Here is a 19,819-nt window from a genome sequence, read left to right as displayed (position 1 = left end):
ACGTCGTCCGCACGGGCTAGGTTCGCGGCATGGCCGCACCCGTCGCCGACCTCGTCGCCCACGCCCGGCAGCACGCGCTGGGCGACCTGCCCCGCCGCAGCGCCCGCCGCTTCCCCGACAAGCCGGCGATCGTCGACGGCCCGACCAGCCTGACGTTCGCCGAGCTGGACGCCGCCGTCGACCGCGCCGCGGCGGCGCTCGCCGCCGCGGGCCTGGCCAAGGGCGACCGGCTCGCGCTGCTCAGCCACAACTGCTGGCAGTTCGCGGTGCTCGACTTCGCCACCGCCCGCGTCGGCGTGGTGCTGGTGCCGGTCAACTTCATGCTCGGCGCCGGCGAGATCGGCTACATCCTCGAGCACAGCGGGGCGGCCGCGTTCGTCGTCGAGGACGCCCTCGTCGGCACCGCGCAGGCCGCGCTCGACGGGCTCGCCGCCCCGCCGGCGGTGCGCGCCGTCGTCCGGCTGGCGGGCCGCGAGGTGCCCGACGGGTGGGTCGACGCGCAGACCTGGTTCGACGACGACGGGACGCCGCCCGACGTCCCGCAGGTGCACGTGGCGGACGACGACCCCGTGCGGCTGATGTACACCTCCGGCACCGAGTCGCGACCGAAGGGCGCCGTGCTCACCAGCCGGGCCCTGATGTGGCAGTACGTCTCGTGCGCGCTCGACGGCGACTACCGCGCCGACGACGTCGACCTGCACACGCTGCCGCTCTACCACTGCGCGCAGCTCGACGTCTTCCTCGGCCCCGACGTGTGGATCGGCGCGACGAGCGTCATCCTGCCGGGGCCCGACCCGGCCGCCGTCCTCGCCGCGATCGAGGAGCACCGGGTCAACCGGTTCTTCGCGCCGCCCACGGTGTGGATCGGGCTGCTGCGCTCGGAGGCGTTCGACGGTGCCGACCTGTCGTCGCTCGAGAAGGGCTACTACGGCGCGTCGCCGATGCCGGTCGAGGTGCTCAAGGAGATGCGCGAGCGGCTGCCCGACGTGAGGCTCTGGAACTTCTACGGCCAGACCGAGATGGCACCCCTCGCCACCTGCCTGCCGCCCGAGGAGCAGCTCTCCCACGCCGGGTCGGCCGGGGTGGCGGCGCTGAACGTCGAGACCCGCATCGTCGACGACGACGACCGCGACGTCCCGGCGGGCACGGTCGGCGAGATCGTGCACCGCTCGCCACACGCCACCCTCGGGTACTGGAACGACGAGGAGAAGACCGCCGAGGCGTTCCGCGGCGGCTGGTTCCACTCCGGCGACCTCGGCTACGTCGACGACGAGGGCAGGCTCTACGTCGTCGACCGCAAGAAGGACATGATCAAGACCGGCGGCGAGAACGTCGCCAGCCGTGAGGTCGAGGAGGCCATCTACGCGATGCCCGGCGTCGCCGAGGTCGCGGTCTTCGGCGTCAGCCACCCGCGGTGGGTCGAGGCGGTCGTGGCGGTCGTCGTCCCCAAGCCCGGCCACACGCTCGAGCCGGACGACGTCGTCGCGCACGCCCGCGGGGTGCTCGCCGGCTACAAGACGCCGAAGCGGGTCGTGATGGTCGAGAGCCTGCCGAAGAACCCCAGCGGCAAGATCCTCAAGCGCCAGCTGCGCGACGAGCACGCCGACCTCGCCGCCGGCGACTGACCTGCCACCGGTGGTCGAGCAGGCCGAGCGTCAGCGCGAGGCCGTCCTCGAGGGCCCGGAAGGTCAACGTCGACGTCCCCGCAGGGACCCTGAGCTTGTCGAAGGGACACAGGCGAACGTCCGCGTCGAGGGGCCCAGGGGCCGTCAGGAGAGCAGGTGGTCGCGGCGGGTGGTGAGCGAGCGCAGCTCGGCGTCGAGGGTGGCGCGGTCGTGCTCGAGGTCGGCGGCGAGCTGCGCGACCGGGCCGACGGCCTCGGCGACGCGGTCGGTCGACTCGGCGATGTGACCCATGGCCTCCCAGCGGCGCAGGCGGGAGTCCTGCGACAGGCGTAGCAGGGGCTCCCGGCCGGTGCGGAGCGGGACGTCGACCGGTGTCAGGTCGTGCCGCTCGAGCCGCTCGCGCAGGCCGGCCAGCAGCTCGTTGGCCGAGGCGACCTGCGCCGCCGCGGCCCGCATGTGCTCGAGCTTCGGCTGGGTGTGGCGCGACCACCGGGGGTCGGAGGAGCCACTCTGCAGCTGCATCGAGGTGCGCTCGCGCCAGGCGCGGTCGGCGGCGTCCCGCAGCTCGGAGTGCGCCGTCTGCAGCCGCGAGAGCACCCGCTGCGTCTCGTGGAGCAGCTCGACGAGCTGCTGCCGCGCCCGCCGGGTCGCGGCGATCCGGCCGACCACCATCCGCAGCTCGGGCGCCACCTCGGCGTCCGAGTCGAGCAGCAGCGCCTCACGCGCCCGCGTCGCCTCCTCCAGCCGCGGCTGGGCGTCGTCGAACTCCTCCACCGCCCGCTGCCGCCGTGCCACCTCGGCCCGCGTCTCGTCGACCCGGCGCCGCGCCTCGGCGATCGCCCCCTCGACGGCGGCCCGGCGCTGCTCCAGGACGGCGAGCCGCTTGCCCCGCCCACCCAGCACGGCGGTGAGCAGGCCGCCCACGCCCCGCAGCCGGTCGACCTCCTCGGTCAGCGAGGCCAGCTCGTCGCGGGCCGCGCGCAACCGCGCACGGGCGGCGTCCCGCTCGACGCCGGCCTCCTCGACCAGCGCCACCCGGCGCGCCCGCTCGCGCGCGAGGTCGCGGGCCGCGGCCAGAACGTCGCGGGTGTGCGCGTCGTCGGTCGTCATGCCGGGAGGTTGCCCATGTGTGGCCCGGTCGAGTCCCTTCGACGAGCTCAGGGTCCGTAGAGGTCAGACGTACGGGCTGCTGCGGACGACGGCGAGCGCGCGCTTCATCTGGAACGGCTCGTTCTGGCGGTACAGCCACGGCCGGCCGAACCACAGGTAGGCGTCGGCGTGCGCGCGGGCGAGCCGGCGGACGTCGTCGGGCAGGCCCCAGCGGGCGGCGGAGACGTCCGCGGTGGGCGGGATGCCGAGCGCGACGCAGGTGCGCGGGTCGCTCTTCGAGCGGCACGTCCAGGCGTTGAGCGGGTCGGGACCCTGGTAGGTGCCGAACTCGAAGCCCTGCCCGTTGCCGCTGGTGTTGACCACGAAGTGCTTGCCCGGCACGCCGCGCGAGGCGAGCTCCTTCACGAGCGCCGCCCCGCGCCGCACCTCGTCGGAGGTGCTCGAGTAGTGCGTGCCGTTGAGCGCGAACCCCCGGGCGTACTCGATGCCGGCCGGCACGAGCACGTCGGCGGCCCGGTCGACGCCGCCCTGCCCCGCGGCCGGCCAGTCGGCGGCGCCGGCCTCGATGTAGACGCTGGTGCGCGGCAGCGCCGAGAGCACGCGGGCCGAGTAGGCGATCAGCGACGACGGCAGCGTCGAGCCGCCCGGCGCGCACAGCGCGAACGGCCCGTCGGGCTGCAGCACGATCGCGGTCGGCGTGCGTCCGATGGCGCGGGCGAAGCTGTCGGTCCACCGCTTGTACGACGCCTGCTCGGCCTTGGTCGGCAGCCGGCGGCAGGTCTCCTGCTCCCAGGGCACCATGCGGAACATCGTCATCTGCACGAGCGTCTCGGGGTCGCCGGCCTGCGCGTTGGCGATGTAGTCGCGGGTGCGGCTGTAGATCTCGCCGTCGGGGATCCAGTGCCCCATCCACTTCGCCTTCGGCGCCAGTGCGATGACGGCGAGCGTGCGCTTCGTGGCGCCGCTGGCGCGCACGTAGGGGTCCCACGCCATCTCCTGCGGCCCCTGGTAGACGCCCCAGCGCCGTCCGGCCAGCGGGTTGCGGGACACCGCCCGCTGCCGCCGCTCGCGCGCGGCGTCCCGCTCGGCCTGCTGGTCGACGCGGGTCTGCTCGGCGAGCTCGGCCAGCGCGCGCGCCTCACGCTCCTCACGACGCTCACGGCGCTCCTCGCGCTCCCGGCGCGCCTCGCGGGCCCGGTCGCCCCGGGCGTCCTTCACCGTCGGCGACGGCGTCGCGACGGCCGACGAGGACGGCGGTGCCGCGGCGTCATCGGGCGCCGGGGCGGGGTCGCCGCCGCACCCGGCTGCGGTCACCGCGAGCGCGAGCAGCGCGGCCAGGACGGACGCGGGACGACGCAGGCGCATGGGCACCTGTTCTACTACACGACCGGCCGCTCGTCAGGCCGCCGGCTGCGCTCCCCCAGCAGGAACGCCGCCAGCGCCCCGCCCACCGCACCGAACAGGTGGCCCTGCCACGAGATGCCCTGCTCACCCGGCAGGACGCCGAGCAGCAGGCCGCCGTAGACCAGGAACAGCACCACGCCCAGCACGATCTCGCGGCCCGAGCCGTTCCAGAACCCGCGCAGCATCAGGTAGACCAGCCAGCCGAAGATCAGCACCGAGGCGCCGAGGTGCACCTCGTTGCCGGGCGCGACCAGCCACACGCCGAGGCCGCCCACCAGCCAGATGATCGCGGTGGCCTGCACGCCGCGGGCGACCCCCGAGAGCAGCACGAGGAACAGCAGCACCAGTGCCGGCACCGTGTTGGCCTCGAGGTGCAGCCAGCCGCTGTGCAGCAGCGGCGCGAGGAGGATGCCGAGCAGCCCCTCGTCGGAGCGCGGGCGGACGCCGTACTGGTCGAGACGGTGGTCGGCGAGCGCGTCGATCACCTCGAGCGCCCACAGCAGGACGACGAACCCCACCGCGCCCGTCGCGGCGACCTGCCACGTGGGCCGGCGCTCCTCGGTGCGCGTCGGCAGGTGCTGGCTCATGCCGACCACTCTGCCAAACCGGCGGGAGCCGGTGCGGGGTTCAGCGGGTGGCCCGCACCTCGGCGCGGATGACGGCCAGCCCGGCCAGCGGGAGGACGGCGAGCACGGTGAGCGCCCAGCCGACGCCCACGACGTCGCCGAGACCGCCCACGACGGCCGACCCGACGCTGCCGCCGACGAGGAAGACGAGCGTGGCCACGCCGAGCGCGACGCCGCGCACGTCGGGCGCGACGGCGTCGGCGACCGAGGCGGTCATGGCCGGCTGCCCGACGCCGAAGGCGATGGTGACCAGCAGGACGCCCGCACCGAGCAGCGGCGCCGAGACCAGGGCCGCACCGAGACCGGTGACCGGCAGCGCGACGGCGGAGACGGCGGCCGCGGCGGCGATCGAGCGGGCGGGGCCGTAGCGGGCGAGCGCGCGCCCGGCCAGGCGGGGCACGAACAGGGCGATGGCGGCGCTCGGCAGCAGCAGCAGGCCGACCTGCCACGGCTCCCAGCCGTGGCCGACCAGCACGGCGGGCACGCCGACCAGCAGCGCGAACCAGGCCGCGGGCACGGCGGCGGCCGCGATGCCGCTGCGCACGACGGTGCCGTTGCGCACCACCTCGGCCGGCAGGAACCCGTGCGGACGACGCTTCACCCGCGCCGCGACGGCCGGCGTGCCGAGCAGCAGCAGGGCCGAGCCCGCCGCGGTGACGACCAGCCCGGTCGACGGCGACTGCACGATCAGCACCACGCCGGCGGCGGTGAGGGCGACGAGCACGGCGCCGAGCAGGTCGAGCCGGGCGCCGGTGCCCTCGCGGGTCAGGGCGTACCAGACGATCGGCACGACGGCGACGGCCAGCACGGGCAGGCCCATGACGGCGCGCCAGCCGAAGGCGTGCTCGACCAGCCCGCCGGTGAGCGGGCCGAGGCAGCTGACGGCGGCGGCGATGCCGGCGAGCCGCCCGAGCGCGAGGCCGCGCACCGACCCGTCGTAGCGGGCGTTGAGGACGGCGACGCCGAGCGTCGGCACCGCGGCCGCGCCGGCGCCCTGGACGACGCGGGCCACCAGCAGCACCCAGAACTCCGGCGCCAGGGCGGCGAGCACGGCGCCGGCCGTCATCAGCGTGATGCCGACCAGCAGCGGCAGCCGGATGCCGACCAGGTCGGAGACCCGGCCGTAGACGGCGGTCGCCACCGCGAGCATCAGCGCGTAGAGGCTGATGGTCCAGGTGGCGTTGCCGGCGCTGACGCCGAAGTCCTCGCTGATCAGCGGGATGGCGACGGCGGCGGACGACGAGCCCATGCCCACCAGGCCGAACAGCAGGCCGAGCAGCACCGAGACCCGGCGCGAGTCGTCAGCGCCGGCGTCGGGGGCCGGGCGTGCGGCAGCGTCGAGACGGTCGAGGGTCACGACACGTCACAACCACGAGGGGACGCCGCGCATTCCGCGCGACGCCCCCTCGGGTCGATCAGGTGCTACCGGCTACCGGCGGGCGGCCGGCGCGGTGACGACCGCGAGGCCGTCGATCTTCACCGGGCGACCGTCCAGCTTCTCGATGCGCACCAGGCCCGAGCGCGCCGCGCCCGGCCCGGTGATGCGGAACAGCTGCTTGCCCGGCGTCGAGCCGGTGCCGCGCAGGTCGATCGTGCGCACCGCGGTGCCGTCGATCAGCACGCGCACCGACCCGGAGGCCGGCCCGGTGCCCGCGACCAGCCACATCTCGGTCGCCCCGGTCACCGGGCGCTGCAGCGCGGCGCCCTTGGTGCGGGTGGTCGAGATGGTGCCGAGGAACGCCCCGGACGCCGAGGTGGCCTGCCAGCCGCCGCCCGCGCGCCGCAGCACGCGGTCGTCGACCGGCACCGTGAACACCCGGGTGGCCGGGCTGGCGTCGGTGTTGCCCGCCGCGTCGGTGGCCGTCGCGGTGAAGCGGTGGGTGCCGGCGCCGAGCCCGGTCAGCTCGGCGGTGCCGCCGTCGCACGCCACGGGGGCGCCGTCGAGCGTGCACGCGTAGCCCGCGGCGTCGTCGTCCGCGGTGCCGACATCGACCGTGGTGGCCGTGTCGAGCAGGACGGCGTCCGGCCCGCTGACGATGGTCGTCTCGGGCGCGGTGGTGTCGCCCGGCGTGGGCGGCGTGGGCACCGTGATCTGGAAGTCGGCGTTGTTGACGTCGAAGAACACGTTGCCGACCGCCTCGACCTTGATGCGGGCCGTGGTGGTCTCGACCGCCGGCCAGGTGACCGGCTCGGAGCCGTCGTTGGGCGTCGACTCGGCCAGCACGATCGGGAACGTGCGCCCGCCGTCGGTCGAGAGCGAGATCTTCACGTTCTCGGCCAGGGTCGGCTTGTTGGTGCCGGCGACGGCCCAGGCCACGACCTCGGTGCGCCCGGCCACCGCGGCGGCCGGGTTGTTCTTCGACGAGACCAGGAACGGGCCGGCGGTCTTGTCGATGGTCACCTTGGTGTTGGCGAAGGAGTAGCCACCGGCGGTCGGGTCGAGGTCGCGCGCGGTGAACCGGAAGTTCAGCGACGGCTCCTCGTTGCCGGCCTGCGGGCTGCCCACGTAGTCGGCGGTCGGCAGCCACTCCGAGAAGCAGTCACGCGTCGGCACCGGCACGTTGCTCGGGCCGGACGCCGGCGGGGCCGGCGGCTCGGGGCACAGGCCCGTGGCCGCGTTGGTGTTGTTGACGAGGATCTGCTCCATGTCGGGGAAGGTGCGGCTCGGGCTCGCCGTCGCCTCGTTCTCCCCCGGCGAGTTGTACTGCAGCGTCGCGGCCGGGGTGACGTTCGCGTAGGTGCCGAAGACGCGGAACAGCGGACCGTTGGTCTTGGTCTGGCTCACCAGCGAGGTGCCGGTGCCGGCCCCGCGGTCGGTCTGCTCCCACAGGTAGACCATCGCGTCGCCGTCGGCGTCGCTGGCCTCGCCGGTGAGCGTGAACGGCGTGCGCAGCGGGATGGACGCCGTCGCCGGCGCGGTGGCGACCGGCGTCCGGTTGGTGGTCTCGGTGGCGGTGAAGCCGCCGTTCTCGGCCGGGCCGCCCTGGGCGGTCTCGCCGACGAAGCCGGTGAAGCCCTCGACCGGGTTGATCGAGACCGACGGCAGGTCCTGGCCCGCGAGCGGGTTCGGGGTGGTCGCCCCGGTCGGGGTGTTGAAGACCAGCTGGAAGCCGGTGTCGTCGAGGGTGGCGCTGTTGCCGAAGCCGGCGACGCTCACCTGGCCGCCGACGAGGATGGCCTCGAGCGCGGCGTCGATGCCCTCGAGCGTGTAGTTGGTGCCCCGCACGATCGGCGCGCTGGTGCGGCCGCGGAACGACAGGGTGAACGACTCGCCGTCGGTGTCGAAGCCGTTGAGCGCGACGGTCTGCACCTCGTTGACCAGCGGGCGGATGGCGGTGATGTAGGCCGTCATCTCCTGCTGGCTCCACTGCGAGAAGTACGGGTCGGTGTGCGGCTGCAGGTCGTCCTGGCCGCAGATGCCCGCGTAGGCCATGACCGAGGAGCCCGAGCCGGGCTCGACCGACGGGGCGGCCTTGTTGCCGCCGCAGCTGACCTGGGTGCCGTTGAAGGTGTGGTTGCCGCCGAACTGGTGGCCCATCTCGTGGGCGACGTAGTCGATGGCCATGAAGTCGCCCTCGGGCTGCGGCAGGCCGGTGCAGCCGCGGGCCTTGCCGTCGGCGCCGACGACGCCGAGGCCGGCGACGCCGCCGCCGTTGATGCCGAGCGCGATGTGCCCGATGTCGTAGTTCGACGCGCCGATCAGCTGGCCGATCGCGATCCGGTTGCGGTTCAGCAGGCCACCGGTGCACCCGTTGGCGAACTGGTTGGGCAGGTAGCAGCCGGCCGAGCCGCAGCCGCCGTCCGGTCCGAACGCCTTGGCGTCGGTGTCGATGTTGAGCTTGTCGGTGCCGTCGACGAGGTCGAGCCGCACCGCGAAGTCGTCGTTGTAGATCTGGTTCACGCGGTTCATCAGCGTGACCTTCTCGGCCAGCACGTTCTGCGTGCCGAAGTAGCGCGCGTACGACGGGTCGGTCACCAGCGCGAGCCGGTAGGTGCGGAAGGTGACCGGGCTGTCCTGCGGCTCGCCGGTGCGCGGCGCGACGTCGCGCGCGGCCTCGGCCAGCTGGTCGGTCATCGACTCGGGCTCGACCAGCTTCTTCTGGGCGGCCGGCAGGTCGGTGCCGACGTAGGAGAGGTAGACGCCGTCGGCGTCGCCGTTGTAGGCCGGGTCGACGAACCAGGAGGCGCCGTCGCCGCGCACCGAGGCGTGGAAGCCCATCGGCGTGACGTCGAGGCGGATCGTGGCCGCGCCGTCGACCGAGCGGCCGGCGTAGGTGGCGATCTCGGGGTGGTCGGCGGCCAGGCCGGGCTCCATGATCGGCGACTCGGCGATGGTGAAGTCGACGAGGTCGCCGGTGGGGGCCGGCACGGTCAGCACGGTGCCGGCGGCGCGGGCGCCCTCCGCGGGCGCGCGGTCGAGCCGGGTCTCGAGAGCCGACTGGTCGAGGGTGAAGGCCGCGTAGCGACGGGGCTCGACCCGACGACGGTCGCCGTCGGCCGAGCGTTCGGCACCGAGCCGGGCCGAGACCGGCGTCCAGACGGCGTCGGCGGCCGACGCGGCCGGGGCGAGCCCGGTCGTGCCGCCCACCGCGGGGACGGCGAACGTGGCGCCGACGAGGGCGGCGCAGAGCAGGGGGATGCGTCTCAAGGGTTTCCTCGCAGGGAGAGAGGGGGCGGGGAGCGCGGGGGGAGAGGGTCACCCCATCACAGATCTGTGTCCGTTGTGTGTCCGTGGGTAGCGTCGGCGGACGTGCGCATGATCCACGGCCCCGAGGGGTACCCGACCGGTTCGCTCGACGACGACGCGGTGCTCGGGGCCTACCCGTGGCCGGTCGACGACGGCGAGCGGCGCTGGGTGCGGGCCATGATGGTGACCACCCTCGACGGCGCCAGCGCGGGCCCCGACGGGCTGAGCGGGTCGATCTCCTCCAGCGTCGACAAGCAGGTCTTCGACGCCGTGCGGCGGCGCGCGGACGCCGTCCTGGTCGGGGCCTCGACGATCCGCGAGGAGGGCTACGGCGCGATGCGGGCCAAGCCCGAGGACGCCGACCAGCGCGCCGCCCACGACCAGCGGCCGGCGCCGGTGCTGGCCATCGTCAGCGGCTCCCTCGACCTGCCGTGGGACTCCGAGCTGTTCGCGGAGTCGAGCGAGCGGCCCGTCGTCCTCACCGGGGCCGACCCGGACGCCGACGCGCTCGCCCGGGCCCGCGAGCACGCCCACGTGGTCACCGCGCCCGACGACGTCACCCCGCAGTTCCTGGTCGACGCGCTCACCGGCCGCGGGCTGCCGCGCATCGTGTGCGAGGGCGGGCCGGGCCTGCTCGAGAGCCTGGTGCGGGCCGACGTCGTCGACGAGGCCGACATCACCCTCTCCCCCACCTTCGCCGGTCTCGGCGAGCGGAAGCAGACCGACGGCCTGCCGGCGGTCGTCGGCTTCGACCTGGTGCACGTGCTCGAGGCCGAGGGGTTCCTGATGAACCGCTACGTGCGCGGGTCGGGTCGGTGATCGACCTCGCCGGGCTCGCGCGGCTGGCCGCCGAGCACCCCGACGACCTCGCCACGCTCGAGCGGCCCCTCGCGCCGCTGTGCCTGGGCGGTCGCGACATCGACACCGACGCCGAGCCCGTCGTCATGGGCGTGGTCAACCTCAGCCGCGACAGCAGCTACCGCGAGAGCGTCTGCGTCTCGGTCGACTCCGCCGTGCGCCGCGGCCGGGTGCTGGCCGCCCAGGGTGCGCACGTCGTCGACGTCGGCGCCGAGTCGAGCAACGCGACGTCCGCCCGGGTGGCTGCGCAGGAGCAGGCCCGCAGCCTCGAGCCCGTCGTCCGCGAGCTGGCGGCCACCGGCGTGGTGTGCTCGGTCGAGGGCTACGACGTCGAGGTGGTGCGCGCCGGCCTCGACGCCGGCGCGTCGGTGGTGAACCTGACCGGCGCGGGCGACGACGCCGCGATCTTCGACCTCGCCGCCGAGCGCGGGGCCACCGTCGTGCTGTGCCACGTGCACGGCCGCCATGCACGCGACCTCGACGGCGACGGCCGCCGCTCCCCCGACGCCGACCCGGTGCCGGCGATGGTCGAGGCCTTCGCCCGTCGCCTGGACGACGCCCGCTCCCGCGGCGTCTCGAGCCTGGCGATCGACCCCGGGCTGGGTCTCGGGTTCGCCCTCGACGATCAGCTCGCCCGCGCGCGGCACCAGACCGCCGTCCTGCTGCAGACCTTCCGGCTGCGCACGCTCGGCGTCCCGGTCTGCCACTCGCTGCCGCACTCCTTCGAGCTGTTCGAGGACCAGTTCCGCGGCGCCGAGGCGTTCTTCACCGTGCTCGCCCGCCTCGGCGGCACCGGCGTCTACCGCACCCACGAGGTGCCGCAGATCGTCGCGGTGCTCGGGGCGCTGGCGGCGCTGGACTGAGCCCTCGGGGGGTGCCCCTTCGACAGGCTCAGGGTCCGTGGTGGTCGGGTCGGTCTCGGTGGGCCAGCGGTCTCGAGGCTCGTCGCCGGGGCTCCTCGCACCTCGACCATCGTGAACGAGACCCCACGATGGTCGAGGTGCGAGGCCGGCCACGGCCGAGCCTCGAGACCCCCGGAGCGGACGGCTACTTCACCTCGGCGCGCAGGATGCGCATGAGGCCGAAGAACAGCGGCAGCCCGAGCCAGAGGGCGCCGCTGACCAGCAGCTGGAGCCACTCGGAGGCGCCGGAGATGGACCAGTCGTAGAGCGGGCCCTGCGAGAACTCGAAGTCGACCCAGGGACGCACGTCCTCGAAGCCGGGGAAGAAGCCCTGCACGATGCCGAACGCCGAGACCGGGATCACCCGGTAGAGCACGAAGACCACGATCGCGGCCGGGGTGTTGAGCAGCAGGCAGGCGAAGGCGAAGCCGAGCGTGGTGGCGATGAGCTGGGTGACCACGAACCCGCCGAGGAACTCGCCGCCGAGGTCCCAGGTCGTCACGTCGGGCTGCGCCACCTGGCACACCAGGGCGCAGGCGAACCCGACGACGACGCCGAGCACGACCGCGGCCAGCGTGAGCAGCAGGCACACGAGGTACTTGGCCAGCAGCACCCGCCCGCGGCGCGGCTCGAGCGAGAACGTGACCATCGCCGTCCGCTGGCTCCACTCGGTGGTGACCAGCATGATCGCCAGCACCGGCAGGGCGACCGCGCTCAGGTACGACGCGATCAGCGCGAAGTCGCCCGGCGAGCTGCGCGAGCCCTCGACCAGCACGGCGACGAGGATGAAGGCCTCGACGAGGAAGATCAGGATCGCGATGCCGACGACCAGCCAGAAGCTGGCGAGGGTGTCGACGGCCTTGCGCAGCTCGACGCGCACCAGGCGCGAGAGCGGCACCCTCGTCGTGCCCTGCACCTGCATCGGCTGGGGCGGTGGGGCGTAGGAGGTCATCGCGGGGCTCCCGTCGGAGGGGCGGGCGGGGGCGGCATCCCGCCGGGTGGCGGTCCGTAGCCGTAGCCGGGCGGCGGGCCGTGGGGCGGGGGCGGAGCGGCGTACCCGCCGGGCGGGAAGCCGGCGCCCTCGCGCTGGGTGTCGGAGGTGAGCTCGAGGAAGAGGTCCTCCAGGCCGCCCTGCTGCGAGCCCAGCTCGGTGAGCACGACCTGGTGCTCGGCGGCGACCCGGCCGACGTCGACCGACGCGGCGGCCACCGTGAGACCGGCGGGTCCGGCGGTGACCTCGAGACCGCGCTCGCGCAGCAGGCCGGCCAGGCGCGCGTCGTCGAGCGAGGTGACCTGGGTGATCGCCTTGCGGGTGCCCCGGTTGGCCTCGAGCAGGGTCTTCTTGTCGCCCTGGGCGACGATGCGGCCGCGGCCGATGAGGATCATCTCGTCGGCGATCTGCTCCACCTCGTGCAGCAGGTGGCTCGAGAGCAGCACGGTGCCGCCGCGGTCGGCGTAGCCCTTGAGCAGCCCGCGCATCCAGCGGATGCCGGCGGGGTCGAGGCCGTTGGCCGGCTCGTCGAGGATCAGCACCTGCGGGTCGCCGAGCAGCGCGTGGGCGATGCCGAGGCGCTGCTTCATGCCGAGGCTGTAGTGCCGCAGCCGGCGCTTGGCCTCACCGGGGGTCAGCGAGACCAGGTCGAGCATCTCCTCGACCCGCGACGACGGCAGGCCCATGGTGGTGGCGCCGAGCCGCAGGATCTCGCGGCCGGTGCGGCCGCCGTGCTGCGCGCCGGCGTCGAGCAGGACGCCGACGTGGCGGCCCGGGTTCGGGATGTCCTGGTAGCGTCGGCCGCCGACGAGCGCCTGGCCCTGGCTGGCGGAGGTGAGGCCGACCAGGATGCGCATCGTCGTGGTCTTGCCGGCCCCGTTCGGACCCAGGAACCCGGTGACCCGCCCCGGTTGGCAGACGAAGCTGACGTCGTCCACCGCGGTGAAGGCGCCGTAGCGGCGGGTGAGTCGCTCGACGGTGATCATGGGCGTCACCCTGCCCGATCGGCGGCGCCCTACAACTCGTAGACCGCCCCGGGCGTGGCGAGCTCGATCGGGCCCTCGAAGGTGGTGCGGGCCTCGCCGAGCATCGCGTCGGGGTCGAACCACGGCGGCACGTGGGTGAGCACCAGCCGGCCCGACCCGCCGTCGGCGGCCACCCGGCCAGCCTCGACGCCGGTGAGGTGGATGCCGGGCGGGTTGTCGTCGCCGTCGCGGAACGAGGCCTCGCACAGCAGCAGGTCGGCGCCCGCCGCGACCCGGTCGACGCCCTCGCAGGCGGCGGTGTCGCCGCTGTAGGCCAGGACGGCGCCGCCGGCCGCGATGCGCAGCGCGTAGGCCTCGACGGGGTGCTCGACGCGCACCGGCTGCACCTCGAACGGCCCCACGGTGAAGGCGCCGTCGTACTCGCGGAAGTCGAACTCCTCGCCCATGCCCGGGTCGGGGTCGAGGTCGTAGGCACGCGCCATGCGCTCGGCCACGCCCGAGGGGCCGTGCACGGGGATCTGCGGCGGCGGGCCCTGCGGGTGGTACTTGCGCATCACGTAGTAGCCGCACAGGTCGAGGCAGTGGTCGGCGTGCAGGTGGCTGAGCAGGACGGCGTCGACGGTGAGCGGGTCGACGTGGCGGTGCAGCGCGCCGAGCGCGCCGTTGCCGAGGTCGAGCAGCACGCGCCAGGTGCGGCCGTCGGCGTCGTCGGTCTCGAGCAGGTAGCAGCTGGCGGGGCTGTCGGGTCCGGGGTAGGAGCCGGAGCAGCCGACGACGGTGAGCATCACGAGCGGTCCCCCGGCCTCAGACGCTGCCGGCCAGACCGCCGGCGAACTGACCGGCGGCGACCATCTCGGGGCCGAGGAAGCGGCGTCCGATGGTCTCGAACTCGGCGGGCGAGCCGGTGGTGACGAAGGTGTAGCCGGGCTCGCCGCTCTCACGCATCAGGCCGGTGTCGGCGAGCATCCGGTAGACGTCCTTCGCGCACTCCTCGGCACTGCTGACGAGCGTGACGTCGGGACCCATCACGTAGGCGATGACGCCGGTGAGCAGCGGGTAGTGCGTGCAGCCCAGGATGAGCGTGTCGACGCCGGCCGCGACGAGCGGGTCGAGGTAGTCGTGGGCCGCGGCGAGCAGCTCATCGCCGCCGGTGACGCCCGACTCGACGAAGTCGACGAACCGCGGGCACGCGCGGGTGGTGAGCGTGACGTGCGGGGCGGCGGCGAACGCGTCGTCGTAGGCCATCGACTCGGCGGTGGCGCTCGTGCAGATGACGCCGATGCGCCCGGTGTGGCTGGCCGAGACCGCGCGCCGGGTGGCGGGGTAGATCACCTCGACCACGGGGACGTCGTAGCGCTCGCGCGCGTCGCGCAGCATCGCGGCGCTGGCGGAGTTGCACGCGATCACGAGTGCCTTGACACCCTGGTGCACGAGGTGGTCGAGGCACTCCAGCGCGTACTCGCGCACCTCACCGATCGGCTTGGGCCCGTAGGGCTGGCGCGCGGTGTCGCCGACGTAGAGCAGCGACTCGTGCGGCAGCTGGTCGATCACCGACCGCGCCACCGTGAGCCCCCCGAACCCGGAGTCGAAGATGCCGATGGGCGCATCAGGGGACTGACTGGGCACGGGACCCAACGGTACGGCGTCCGGGTGGGTGCACGGCGAACCCAGGGACGTAGGTCACACGTCACACGGGCACCGGCGGCCTCGACGGCACGGGCGGGTCGACGCCTCGGTGGAAGGTGAACGGGGGCGGGCCGTCGGGCCGTGGTGGTGGGGTCCACGCCGGACGACGGGTGGTCGGGTCGAGGTGGACCCGCCACGGGGTCTGGTGGGTCGTGGTGTGGTGGCGGCGGCACAGCAGCGCGAGGTTGTCGAGGCTGGTGACGCCGCCGTCGGCCCAGTGGCGCAGGTGGTGCGCCTCGCAGGCCACGGGCGGCCGGGTGCAGCCCGGGAAGGTGCAGTGCCGGTCGCGCAGCACGAGCGCGCTCCACAGCGGGGTGGTCACCAGCCGGCGGGTGCGCCCGAGGTCGAGCACCTGGCCGTCGGTTCCGAGCACGGCCGGCAGGACCTCGGCGTCGCAGGCCAGCCGCCTCACCGCCGTTGCCGAGATCGACTGGCCGGAGCCGAGCAGGCCGTCGCCGCCGAGCGTTCCCTCGAGTGCGCGGTGGTCGATGGTGACGGTGAGCCGGGCGCTGACACCGTGCGCGGTGGGCAGGGCGTCGGGGCCGGTGAGGTGCTGGACCCGGCGGCAGGTCTCGACGAGCGCGTCGAGCAGCCGGGCGCCGTGGTCGCGAGGGTCGGCGCCGTCGTGGTTGCACGCGGGGGTCGGGCAGCCGGGGTCGAGGCGTCGTCCGTCGGCGTCGCGGGCGTGCTCGCGCAGCAGCACGGGGTCGCCACCGCACGCGCCGGGCTGGCTGACGACCGGCGCGGTGAGCGGCACCAGTGCCGTGCGCACCAGCTCGGCGTCCTCGACGGTGGCGTATCCGCGGATCACCACGCCGCCGACCTCGTCGGGTGTGAGGGCGAGGTAGCGGGCGTGGTGGGCGCCGCGCTCGCGCACGTCGCGGCGCTGGTCGTCACCGAGCAGGCTGCCGTCGGGGTCGATCGCCGCGAGCACGTCGCCGAAGGCGCGGTCGAGGTCGGTCGCGTCGAGCCGGCGGTCGGCGACCTGGGCGAGCATGACGTCGGCCGCGCGGGACCGCAGCTCGGGCACGTGCGGCAGCGTGGCCACCCGCCGTCCGATCACGCCGGCCTGGGCCGAGGTGACGTCGCCGGCCAGCATCGCGGCGCGCACGGCGGGGAGGTCTCGGGTGTGCTCGGCGAGGCGGAGGACGGCGCCGCCGGCGCCCTTGCGCCCGCCGGCGACGTGGGTGAGGAAGTCCTTGGTGGAGGCCCAGCCGAGCGCCTCGGCCGCGCCCGTCGCATCGAGCCGTTCGGCCACGACCGCCTGCGCCGCCTGGAGGCGCGAGACCGCATGTGCGAGCCGCCCCGCCAGGGCGGGGAGGTGGCTCGCGGACGACGCCTCGTCGGCGAGCCCGGCCACGAGCTCGTCGACGGCACGACCGAGCGCGGCGGCTGCCGCGTCGGTGACGTCGGTGCTCGGGTCCATGCCGAGATTATATCGAACACATGTTTGATTCGCTACCGTCGCGATCGTCCTGTGCACTGTCGGCGGATGACACTACGGTCGCACCATGACCAGGTTCACCGGCGCCGACGACCTGCGCGGCGCGACCTTCACCGGCGTCTCGTTGCGGGGCGCGCGGATCGCCGAGTCCGACCTCGGCGAGGTCAAGATCCGCGGCAGCGAGGTCGGCGGCATGGACGTCGACGCGCCCTGGCTCGGCGAGGGCACGTTCGTGGTCAACGGGGTCGACGTCGTCGCCTTCGTCGAGGCCGAGCTCGACCGCCGCTTCCCCGGCCGGAGCGAGCGGCAGGCCACCTCGCCCGAGGCGCTGCGGGCGGCCTGGGCGAAGGTCGAGGCCGCGTGGGAGGCCGCGATCGCGCGGGCCGAGGCGATGCCGGCCGGCACGGTCGACGTGTCGATCGACGGCGAGTGGTCGTTCGCGCAGACGCTGCGCCACCTCGTCATGGCCACCGACATGTGGCTCGGCGGGCCGGTGCTGGGTCGTGAGGAGCCGTTCCACCCGGTGGGGCTGCCGTACGTCGAGCCGGGCGGGCAGATCGACCTGACCGTCTTCAGCAACACCGACCCGACCTGGGCCGAGGTGCTCGAGGCACGGGCCGACCGGGTCGCGCTGGTGCGCGACCTGCTGGCCGACGCCACCGAGGCCGACCTCGACGTCGAGACCCGCAACCCCCACAACCCCGACCACCCCGAGACCACCCGCTCGTGCGTGCACACCGTGCTCGAGGAGTCGTGGGAGCACCTGCGGTTCGCGCTGCGCGACCTCGACGCGATCGAGGCACGCGACGACGCCGGCTGAGGTGCCCTTGCGGGGTCTCGAGGCTCGGCCGTGGCCGGCCTCGCACCTCGACCATCGTTCACGGCCCGACCCGGTGGCTGAGCAGCGAGGAACGAGCGTCACCGAAACCACCGGCCCACCACGGAAACGTCAGCGCGGGGTTGCCCTTCGACAAGCTCAGGGTCCGTGTGGCCGGGTCGGCGTCGACCTCCTGAGGTCTCGAGGCTCGGCCGTGGCCGGCCTCGCACCTCGACCATCGTTCACGGCCCGACCCGGTGGCTGAGCAGCGAGGAACGAGCGTCGTCGAAACCACCGGCCCACCACGGAAACGTCAGCGCGGGGTTGCCCTTCGACAAGCTCAGGGTCCGTGTGGCCGGGTCGGCGTCGACCTCCTGAGGTCTCGAGGCTCGGCCGTGGCCGGCCTCGCACCTCGACCATCGTTCACGGCCCGACCCCGGTGGTTGAGCAGCGAGGAACGAGCGTCGTCGAAACCACCGGCCCTCCGAGACCGACGTCCGCGGACGGCGTCCCGTGCAGCTCTCAGTCGAACAGGCGGGGCTGGGGTGGGCCGAGGGTGGGGTCGACGCCGTCGAACAGGCTGCTGACCGACTCGCCGGCGTGGATGCGGGCGACCGCCTCGGCCAGCAGGCCGCCGACCGAGCGCACGGTCAGCTGCGGCCAGTCGTCGGGACGGTTCACCGGCGGCGGCACGGTGTCGGTCATGACCACCTCGGTGATCATCGGGTGGTCGCGCAGCCGCTCGATCGCCTTGCCGACGAACAGGCCGTGCGTGCAGGCGACGGCCGCCTGCTCGCAGCCCTGCTCGCGCAGCCGGTCGAGCAGCTCGACGATCGAGCCGCCGGTGGCGATCTCGTCGTCCAGCACGATCGCCCGGCGGCCGTGCACGTCGCCGACGATCGCGTCGATGACGACGCGGTCGTCGGCCAGCCGCTTCTTGCTGCCCGCCGCCACGGGCAGCCCCAGCAGCCGGGCGAACTGGGTGGCGGTCTTGGCGTTGCCGAAGTCGGGCGAGACCACGACGGCGTCGGTGAGGTCCTGGCCGCGGAAGTGGTCGGCCAGCACCCCCAGCGCGGTCAGGTGGTCGACCGGCACCGAGAAGAAGGCGTGCACCTGCGGGGCGTGCAGCGTCATCGTGATCACCCGGTCGACGCCGGCGGTGACGAGCAGGTCGGCCACCAGCCGGCCGCCGATCGACAGGCGCGAGGCGTCCTTCTTGTCCGAGCGCGCGTAGGCGTAGTACGGGATGACGGCGGTGATCGACTCGGCCGAGGCGCCGCGCGCGGCGTCGACCATCAGCAGCAGCTCCATCAGGTGCTCCTGCGTCGGCGGCACCAGCGGCTGCACGAGGTAGACGGCGCGGCCGCGGCAGTTGGCCTGCAGCTGGGCCTGCAGGCAGTCGTTGCTGAACCGCGTCATCTCCACCGTCGACAGCGGGACGCCGAGGTGCTGGCAGATGTCGGCGGCCAGCGCCCGGTGCGCGCTGCCGCTGAAGACGACGATCTCGCGCACGCTCATCGGCGCAGCTCCCTCGTGGTCGGCCAGGGGTTGAGGCGGCAGCCCTGGGTGCCCTTCGACTGCTGCATCATCACCGGCGCCAGGTCGCCGCGGCCCGGGCACGACGCGTGGCCGTAGCCGAGCCAGTGCCCGGTCTCGTGGTTGACGACCATGTGCCGGTAGTCGCGCCGCGACTCCCTCGCCCGGTTCCAGGCCGGCGACGCGCTGCGCCACCGGGTCTGGTTGATGACCACGAACCGGCCGACCCGGCAGCTCCACATCACGCTGCACTGGCTAGAGAAGCTGGTCATGGTGCGGGCCTCGGCGAGCACGAGCGTGAAGTCGCCGCCGCGGCGCACCGGCCGGAACCGCACGCCCTTGCCGCGCCAGCCGCGCGCGTCGTCGTAGGTGGCCTGCGCCTGGGCGCGGAAGGCCCGCAGGTTCGCGGTGACCTTGCCCCGCGTGGTCACCGAGTAGGTGACGGTGCGGCGGACGTCGACGCGGTGCTTGGCCGTGACCGGGGCCGACCGTGCCGTGGCGGGCTCGTGGCCGGGCGAGTAGGCGGTGACGACGACGGCGACGCGGCTGCCGACGTCGCGCGGCAGCACCTCGTGGTAGCGCAGCGTCGCGCCCGGCACCGGCCTGCCGTCGCGCAGCCACTGGTAGGTGAACCGCGCCGGGCGGGTCGACCAGCGGCCGGTCTGCGCGGTCAGGACCCGCGGGTAGCGGGCCACGCCGCTGACGGTCGGGGCGGCGAGGTTGCGCAGCTGCGCCTTCGCCACCGGCGCCGTCGGCGCCGAGGTGGCCCAGCCGTGGTGGCCGTCGGCGTCGGTGGCGCGCACGCGCACCGTCATCCGGCGGCCGACGTCGCCCGGCTGCAGCAGGTAGCCGCGGTCGCGGGCGCCGCGCACGGGCTCGCCGTCGCGCAGCCAGGCGTAGGTGACGGTGACGTCGGACGGCGTCCACCGGCCGCGCCCGGCGCGCAGCACCTCGCCGACGACCGCCGCGCCGCTCACCACCGGCGCCGACGTGCTGGTCACCGCGCCTCGCGCCGGGGCGGCGCCGGCAGCGCCGGCAGCGCGGGCGGAGGGCGGCGGCAGCGCCAGCGCCACGAGGGTCACCACGGCAGCCGCCCACACCCGCATGCCCGCAGCGTAGGCGCTGCCCTCGACGGGCTCAGGGGCCG

16 protein-coding genes are annotated in these 19,819 nt (G+C 74.4%); 4 read left to right on the top strand and 12 right to left on the bottom strand.

Going from position 1 to position 19,819, the window contains the following annotated elements:
* Window positions 1-29 precede the first annotated feature (29 nt).
* Window positions 30-1,625 (top strand): fatty acyl-CoA synthetase, encoded by a 1,596-nt coding sequence (locus tag ABEA04_RS08945; RefSeq protein ID WP_345457180.1) that lies wholly within the window; start codon window positions 30-32, stop codon window positions 1,623-1,625.
* 144 nt (window positions 1,626-1,769) lie between these two features.
* Here the strand turns inward: ABEA04_RS08945 and ABEA04_RS08940 are convergent, their stop codons facing one another.
* The 5 genes from ABEA04_RS08940 to ABEA04_RS08920 form a co-directional block, all read right to left on the bottom strand.
* The gene (locus tag ABEA04_RS08940; RefSeq protein ID WP_345457177.1) at window positions 1,770-2,735 is read right to left on the bottom strand and encodes a hypothetical protein; all 966 of its coding nucleotides are present in this window, start codon (window positions 2,733-2,735) and stop codon (window positions 1,770-1,772) included.
* A gap of 63 nt (window positions 2,736-2,798) precedes the next feature.
* The gene (locus ABEA04_RS08935) at window positions 2,799-4,100 is read right to left on the bottom strand and encodes a glycoside hydrolase family 6 protein (protein WP_345457174.1); all 1,302 of its coding nucleotides are present in this window, start codon (window positions 4,098-4,100) and stop codon (window positions 2,799-2,801) included.
* Window positions 4,101-4,114: 14 nt separating this feature from the next.
* Window positions 4,115-4,726: a rhomboid family intramembrane serine protease gene (locus ABEA04_RS08930; protein ID WP_345457171.1), complete on the bottom strand. Its 612-nt coding sequence runs from the start codon at window positions 4,724-4,726 to the stop codon at window positions 4,115-4,117.
* A gap of 40 nt (window positions 4,727-4,766) precedes the next feature.
* A complete protein-coding gene (locus ABEA04_RS08925) occupies window positions 4,767-6,122 on the bottom strand; it encodes an MFS transporter (protein ID WP_345457168.1) in 1,356 nt (451 codons plus the stop codon).
* 72 nt (window positions 6,123-6,194) lie between these two features.
* The gene (locus tag ABEA04_RS08920; RefSeq protein WP_345457166.1) at window positions 6,195-9,413 is read right to left on the bottom strand and encodes a reprolysin-like metallopeptidase; all 3,219 of its coding nucleotides are present in this window, start codon (window positions 9,411-9,413) and stop codon (window positions 6,195-6,197) included.
* Between the two features lie 108 nt (window positions 9,414-9,521).
* Here ABEA04_RS08920 and ABEA04_RS08915 point away from each other — a divergent pair, with 108 nt between their 5' ends.
* Together ABEA04_RS08915 and ABEA04_RS08910 are read left to right on the top strand one after the other, a co-directional pair.
* Window positions 9,522-10,271, top strand: coding sequence for a dihydrofolate reductase family protein (locus tag ABEA04_RS08915; RefSeq protein ID WP_345458269.1), 750 nt, complete (start codon window positions 9,522-9,524; stop codon window positions 10,269-10,271).
* Window positions 10,268-11,173, top strand: a complete 906-nt coding sequence (locus ABEA04_RS08910) for a dihydropteroate synthase (RefSeq protein WP_345457163.1) — start codon at window positions 10,268-10,270, stop codon at window positions 11,171-11,173. The genes ABEA04_RS08915 and ABEA04_RS08910 overlap by 4 nt, the downstream gene beginning before the upstream one ends.
* A gap of 184 nt (window positions 11,174-11,357) precedes the next feature.
* Here the strand turns inward: ABEA04_RS08910 and ABEA04_RS08905 are convergent, their stop codons facing one another.
* The 5 genes from ABEA04_RS08905 to ABEA04_RS08885 all read right to left on the bottom strand — a co-directional run bounded on the left by ABEA04_RS08905 (window position 11,358) and on the right by ABEA04_RS08885 (window position 16,301).
* A complete protein-coding gene (locus ABEA04_RS08905; RefSeq protein ID WP_345457160.1) occupies window positions 11,358-12,164 on the bottom strand; it encodes an ABC-2 transporter permease in 807 nt (268 codons plus the stop codon).
* Window positions 12,161-13,189, bottom strand: a complete 1,029-nt coding sequence (locus ABEA04_RS08900; RefSeq protein ID WP_345457157.1) for an ABC transporter ATP-binding protein — start codon at window positions 13,187-13,189, stop codon at window positions 12,161-12,163. Before ABEA04_RS08900 ends, ABEA04_RS08905 begins: the two co-directional genes overlap by 4 nt.
* A gap of 29 nt (window positions 13,190-13,218) precedes the next feature.
* Window positions 13,219-13,974, bottom strand: a complete 756-nt coding sequence (locus ABEA04_RS08895; protein ID WP_345458267.1) for an MBL fold metallo-hydrolase — start codon at window positions 13,972-13,974, stop codon at window positions 13,219-13,221.
* A 19-nt stretch (window positions 13,975-13,993) separates the two neighbouring features.
* The gene (gene murI / locus ABEA04_RS08890; protein ID WP_345457154.1) at window positions 13,994-14,815 is read right to left on the bottom strand and encodes a glutamate racemase; all 822 of its coding nucleotides are present in this window, start codon (window positions 14,813-14,815) and stop codon (window positions 13,994-13,996) included.
* 61 nt (window positions 14,816-14,876) lie between these two features.
* Window positions 14,877-16,301 carry an HNH endonuclease signature motif containing protein gene (locus ABEA04_RS08885; RefSeq protein ID WP_345457151.1) on the bottom strand — a complete coding sequence of 475 codons (1,425 nt, stop codon included), beginning with the start codon at window positions 16,299-16,301 and terminating at the stop codon, window positions 14,877-14,879.
* Between the two features lie 85 nt (window positions 16,302-16,386).
* Between ABEA04_RS08885 and ABEA04_RS08880 the strand changes: the two genes are divergently transcribed.
* On the top strand, window positions 16,387-17,139 hold the full coding sequence (locus ABEA04_RS08880; protein WP_345457148.1) for a DinB family protein: 753 nt from the start codon (window positions 16,387-16,389) through the stop codon (window positions 17,137-17,139).
* Between the two features lie 519 nt (window positions 17,140-17,658).
* Here ABEA04_RS08880 and ABEA04_RS08875 read toward each other — a convergent pair.
* Together ABEA04_RS08875 and ABEA04_RS08870 are read right to left on the bottom strand one after the other, a co-directional pair.
* Window positions 17,659-18,648, bottom strand: a complete 990-nt coding sequence (locus ABEA04_RS08875) for a ribose-phosphate diphosphokinase (protein ID WP_345458265.1) — start codon at window positions 18,646-18,648, stop codon at window positions 17,659-17,661.
* A gap of 2 nt (window positions 18,649-18,650) precedes the next feature.
* Window positions 18,651-19,778, bottom strand: a complete 1,128-nt coding sequence (locus ABEA04_RS08870) for a DUF3152 domain-containing protein (RefSeq protein ID WP_345457146.1) — start codon at window positions 19,776-19,778, stop codon at window positions 18,651-18,653.
* Window positions 19,779-19,819 lie beyond the last annotated feature (41 nt).

Origin of the sequence: Nocardioides marinquilinus, assembly GCF_039543705.1 — a bacterium.
Lineage (GTDB): Bacteria > Actinomycetota > Actinomycetes > Propionibacteriales > Nocardioidaceae > Nocardioides > Nocardioides marinquilinus.
This window is presented reverse-complemented; position numbering and strand designations above follow the sequence as displayed.

What these genes read in the sequence shown, in the direction of transcription:
- ABEA04_RS08880 (WP_345457148.1), top strand. Translation starts at nt 16,387, where the DNA reads ATGACCAGGTTCACCGGCGCCGACGACCTGCGCGGCGCGACCTTCACC.
- ABEA04_RS08930 (WP_345457171.1), bottom strand. Translation starts at nt 4,726, where the DNA reads ATGAGCCAGCACCTGCCGACGCGCACCGAGGAGCGCCGGCCCACGTGG.
- ABEA04_RS08935 (WP_345457174.1), bottom strand. Translation starts at nt 4,100, where the DNA reads ATGCGCCTGCGTCGTCCCGCGTCCGTCCTGGCCGCGCTGCTCGCGCTC.
- ABEA04_RS08885 (WP_345457151.1), bottom strand. Translation starts at nt 16,301, where the DNA reads ATGGACCCGAGCACCGACGTCACCGACGCGGCAGCCGCCGCGCTCGGT.
- ABEA04_RS08900 (WP_345457157.1), bottom strand. Translation starts at nt 13,189, where the DNA reads ATGATCACCGTCGAGCGACTCACCCGCCGCTACGGCGCCTTCACCGCG.
- ABEA04_RS08915 (WP_345458269.1), top strand. Translation starts at nt 9,522, where the DNA reads ATGATCCACGGCCCCGAGGGGTACCCGACCGGTTCGCTCGACGACGAC.
- ABEA04_RS08870 (WP_345457146.1), bottom strand. Translation starts at nt 19,778, where the DNA reads ATGCGGGTGTGGGCGGCTGCCGTGGTGACCCTCGTGGCGCTGGCGCTG.
- ABEA04_RS08945 (WP_345457180.1), top strand. Translation starts at nt 30, where the DNA reads ATGGCCGCACCCGTCGCCGACCTCGTCGCCCACGCCCGGCAGCACGCG.
- ABEA04_RS08905 (WP_345457160.1), bottom strand. Translation starts at nt 12,164, where the DNA reads ATGACCTCCTACGCCCCACCGCCCCAGCCGATGCAGGTGCAGGGCACG.
- ABEA04_RS08940 (WP_345457177.1), bottom strand. Translation starts at nt 2,735, where the DNA reads ATGACGACCGACGACGCGCACACCCGCGACGTTCTGGCCGCGGCCCGC.
- ABEA04_RS08895 (WP_345458267.1), bottom strand. Translation starts at nt 13,974, where the DNA reads ATGCTCACCGTCGTCGGCTGCTCCGGCTCCTACCCCGGACCCGACAGC.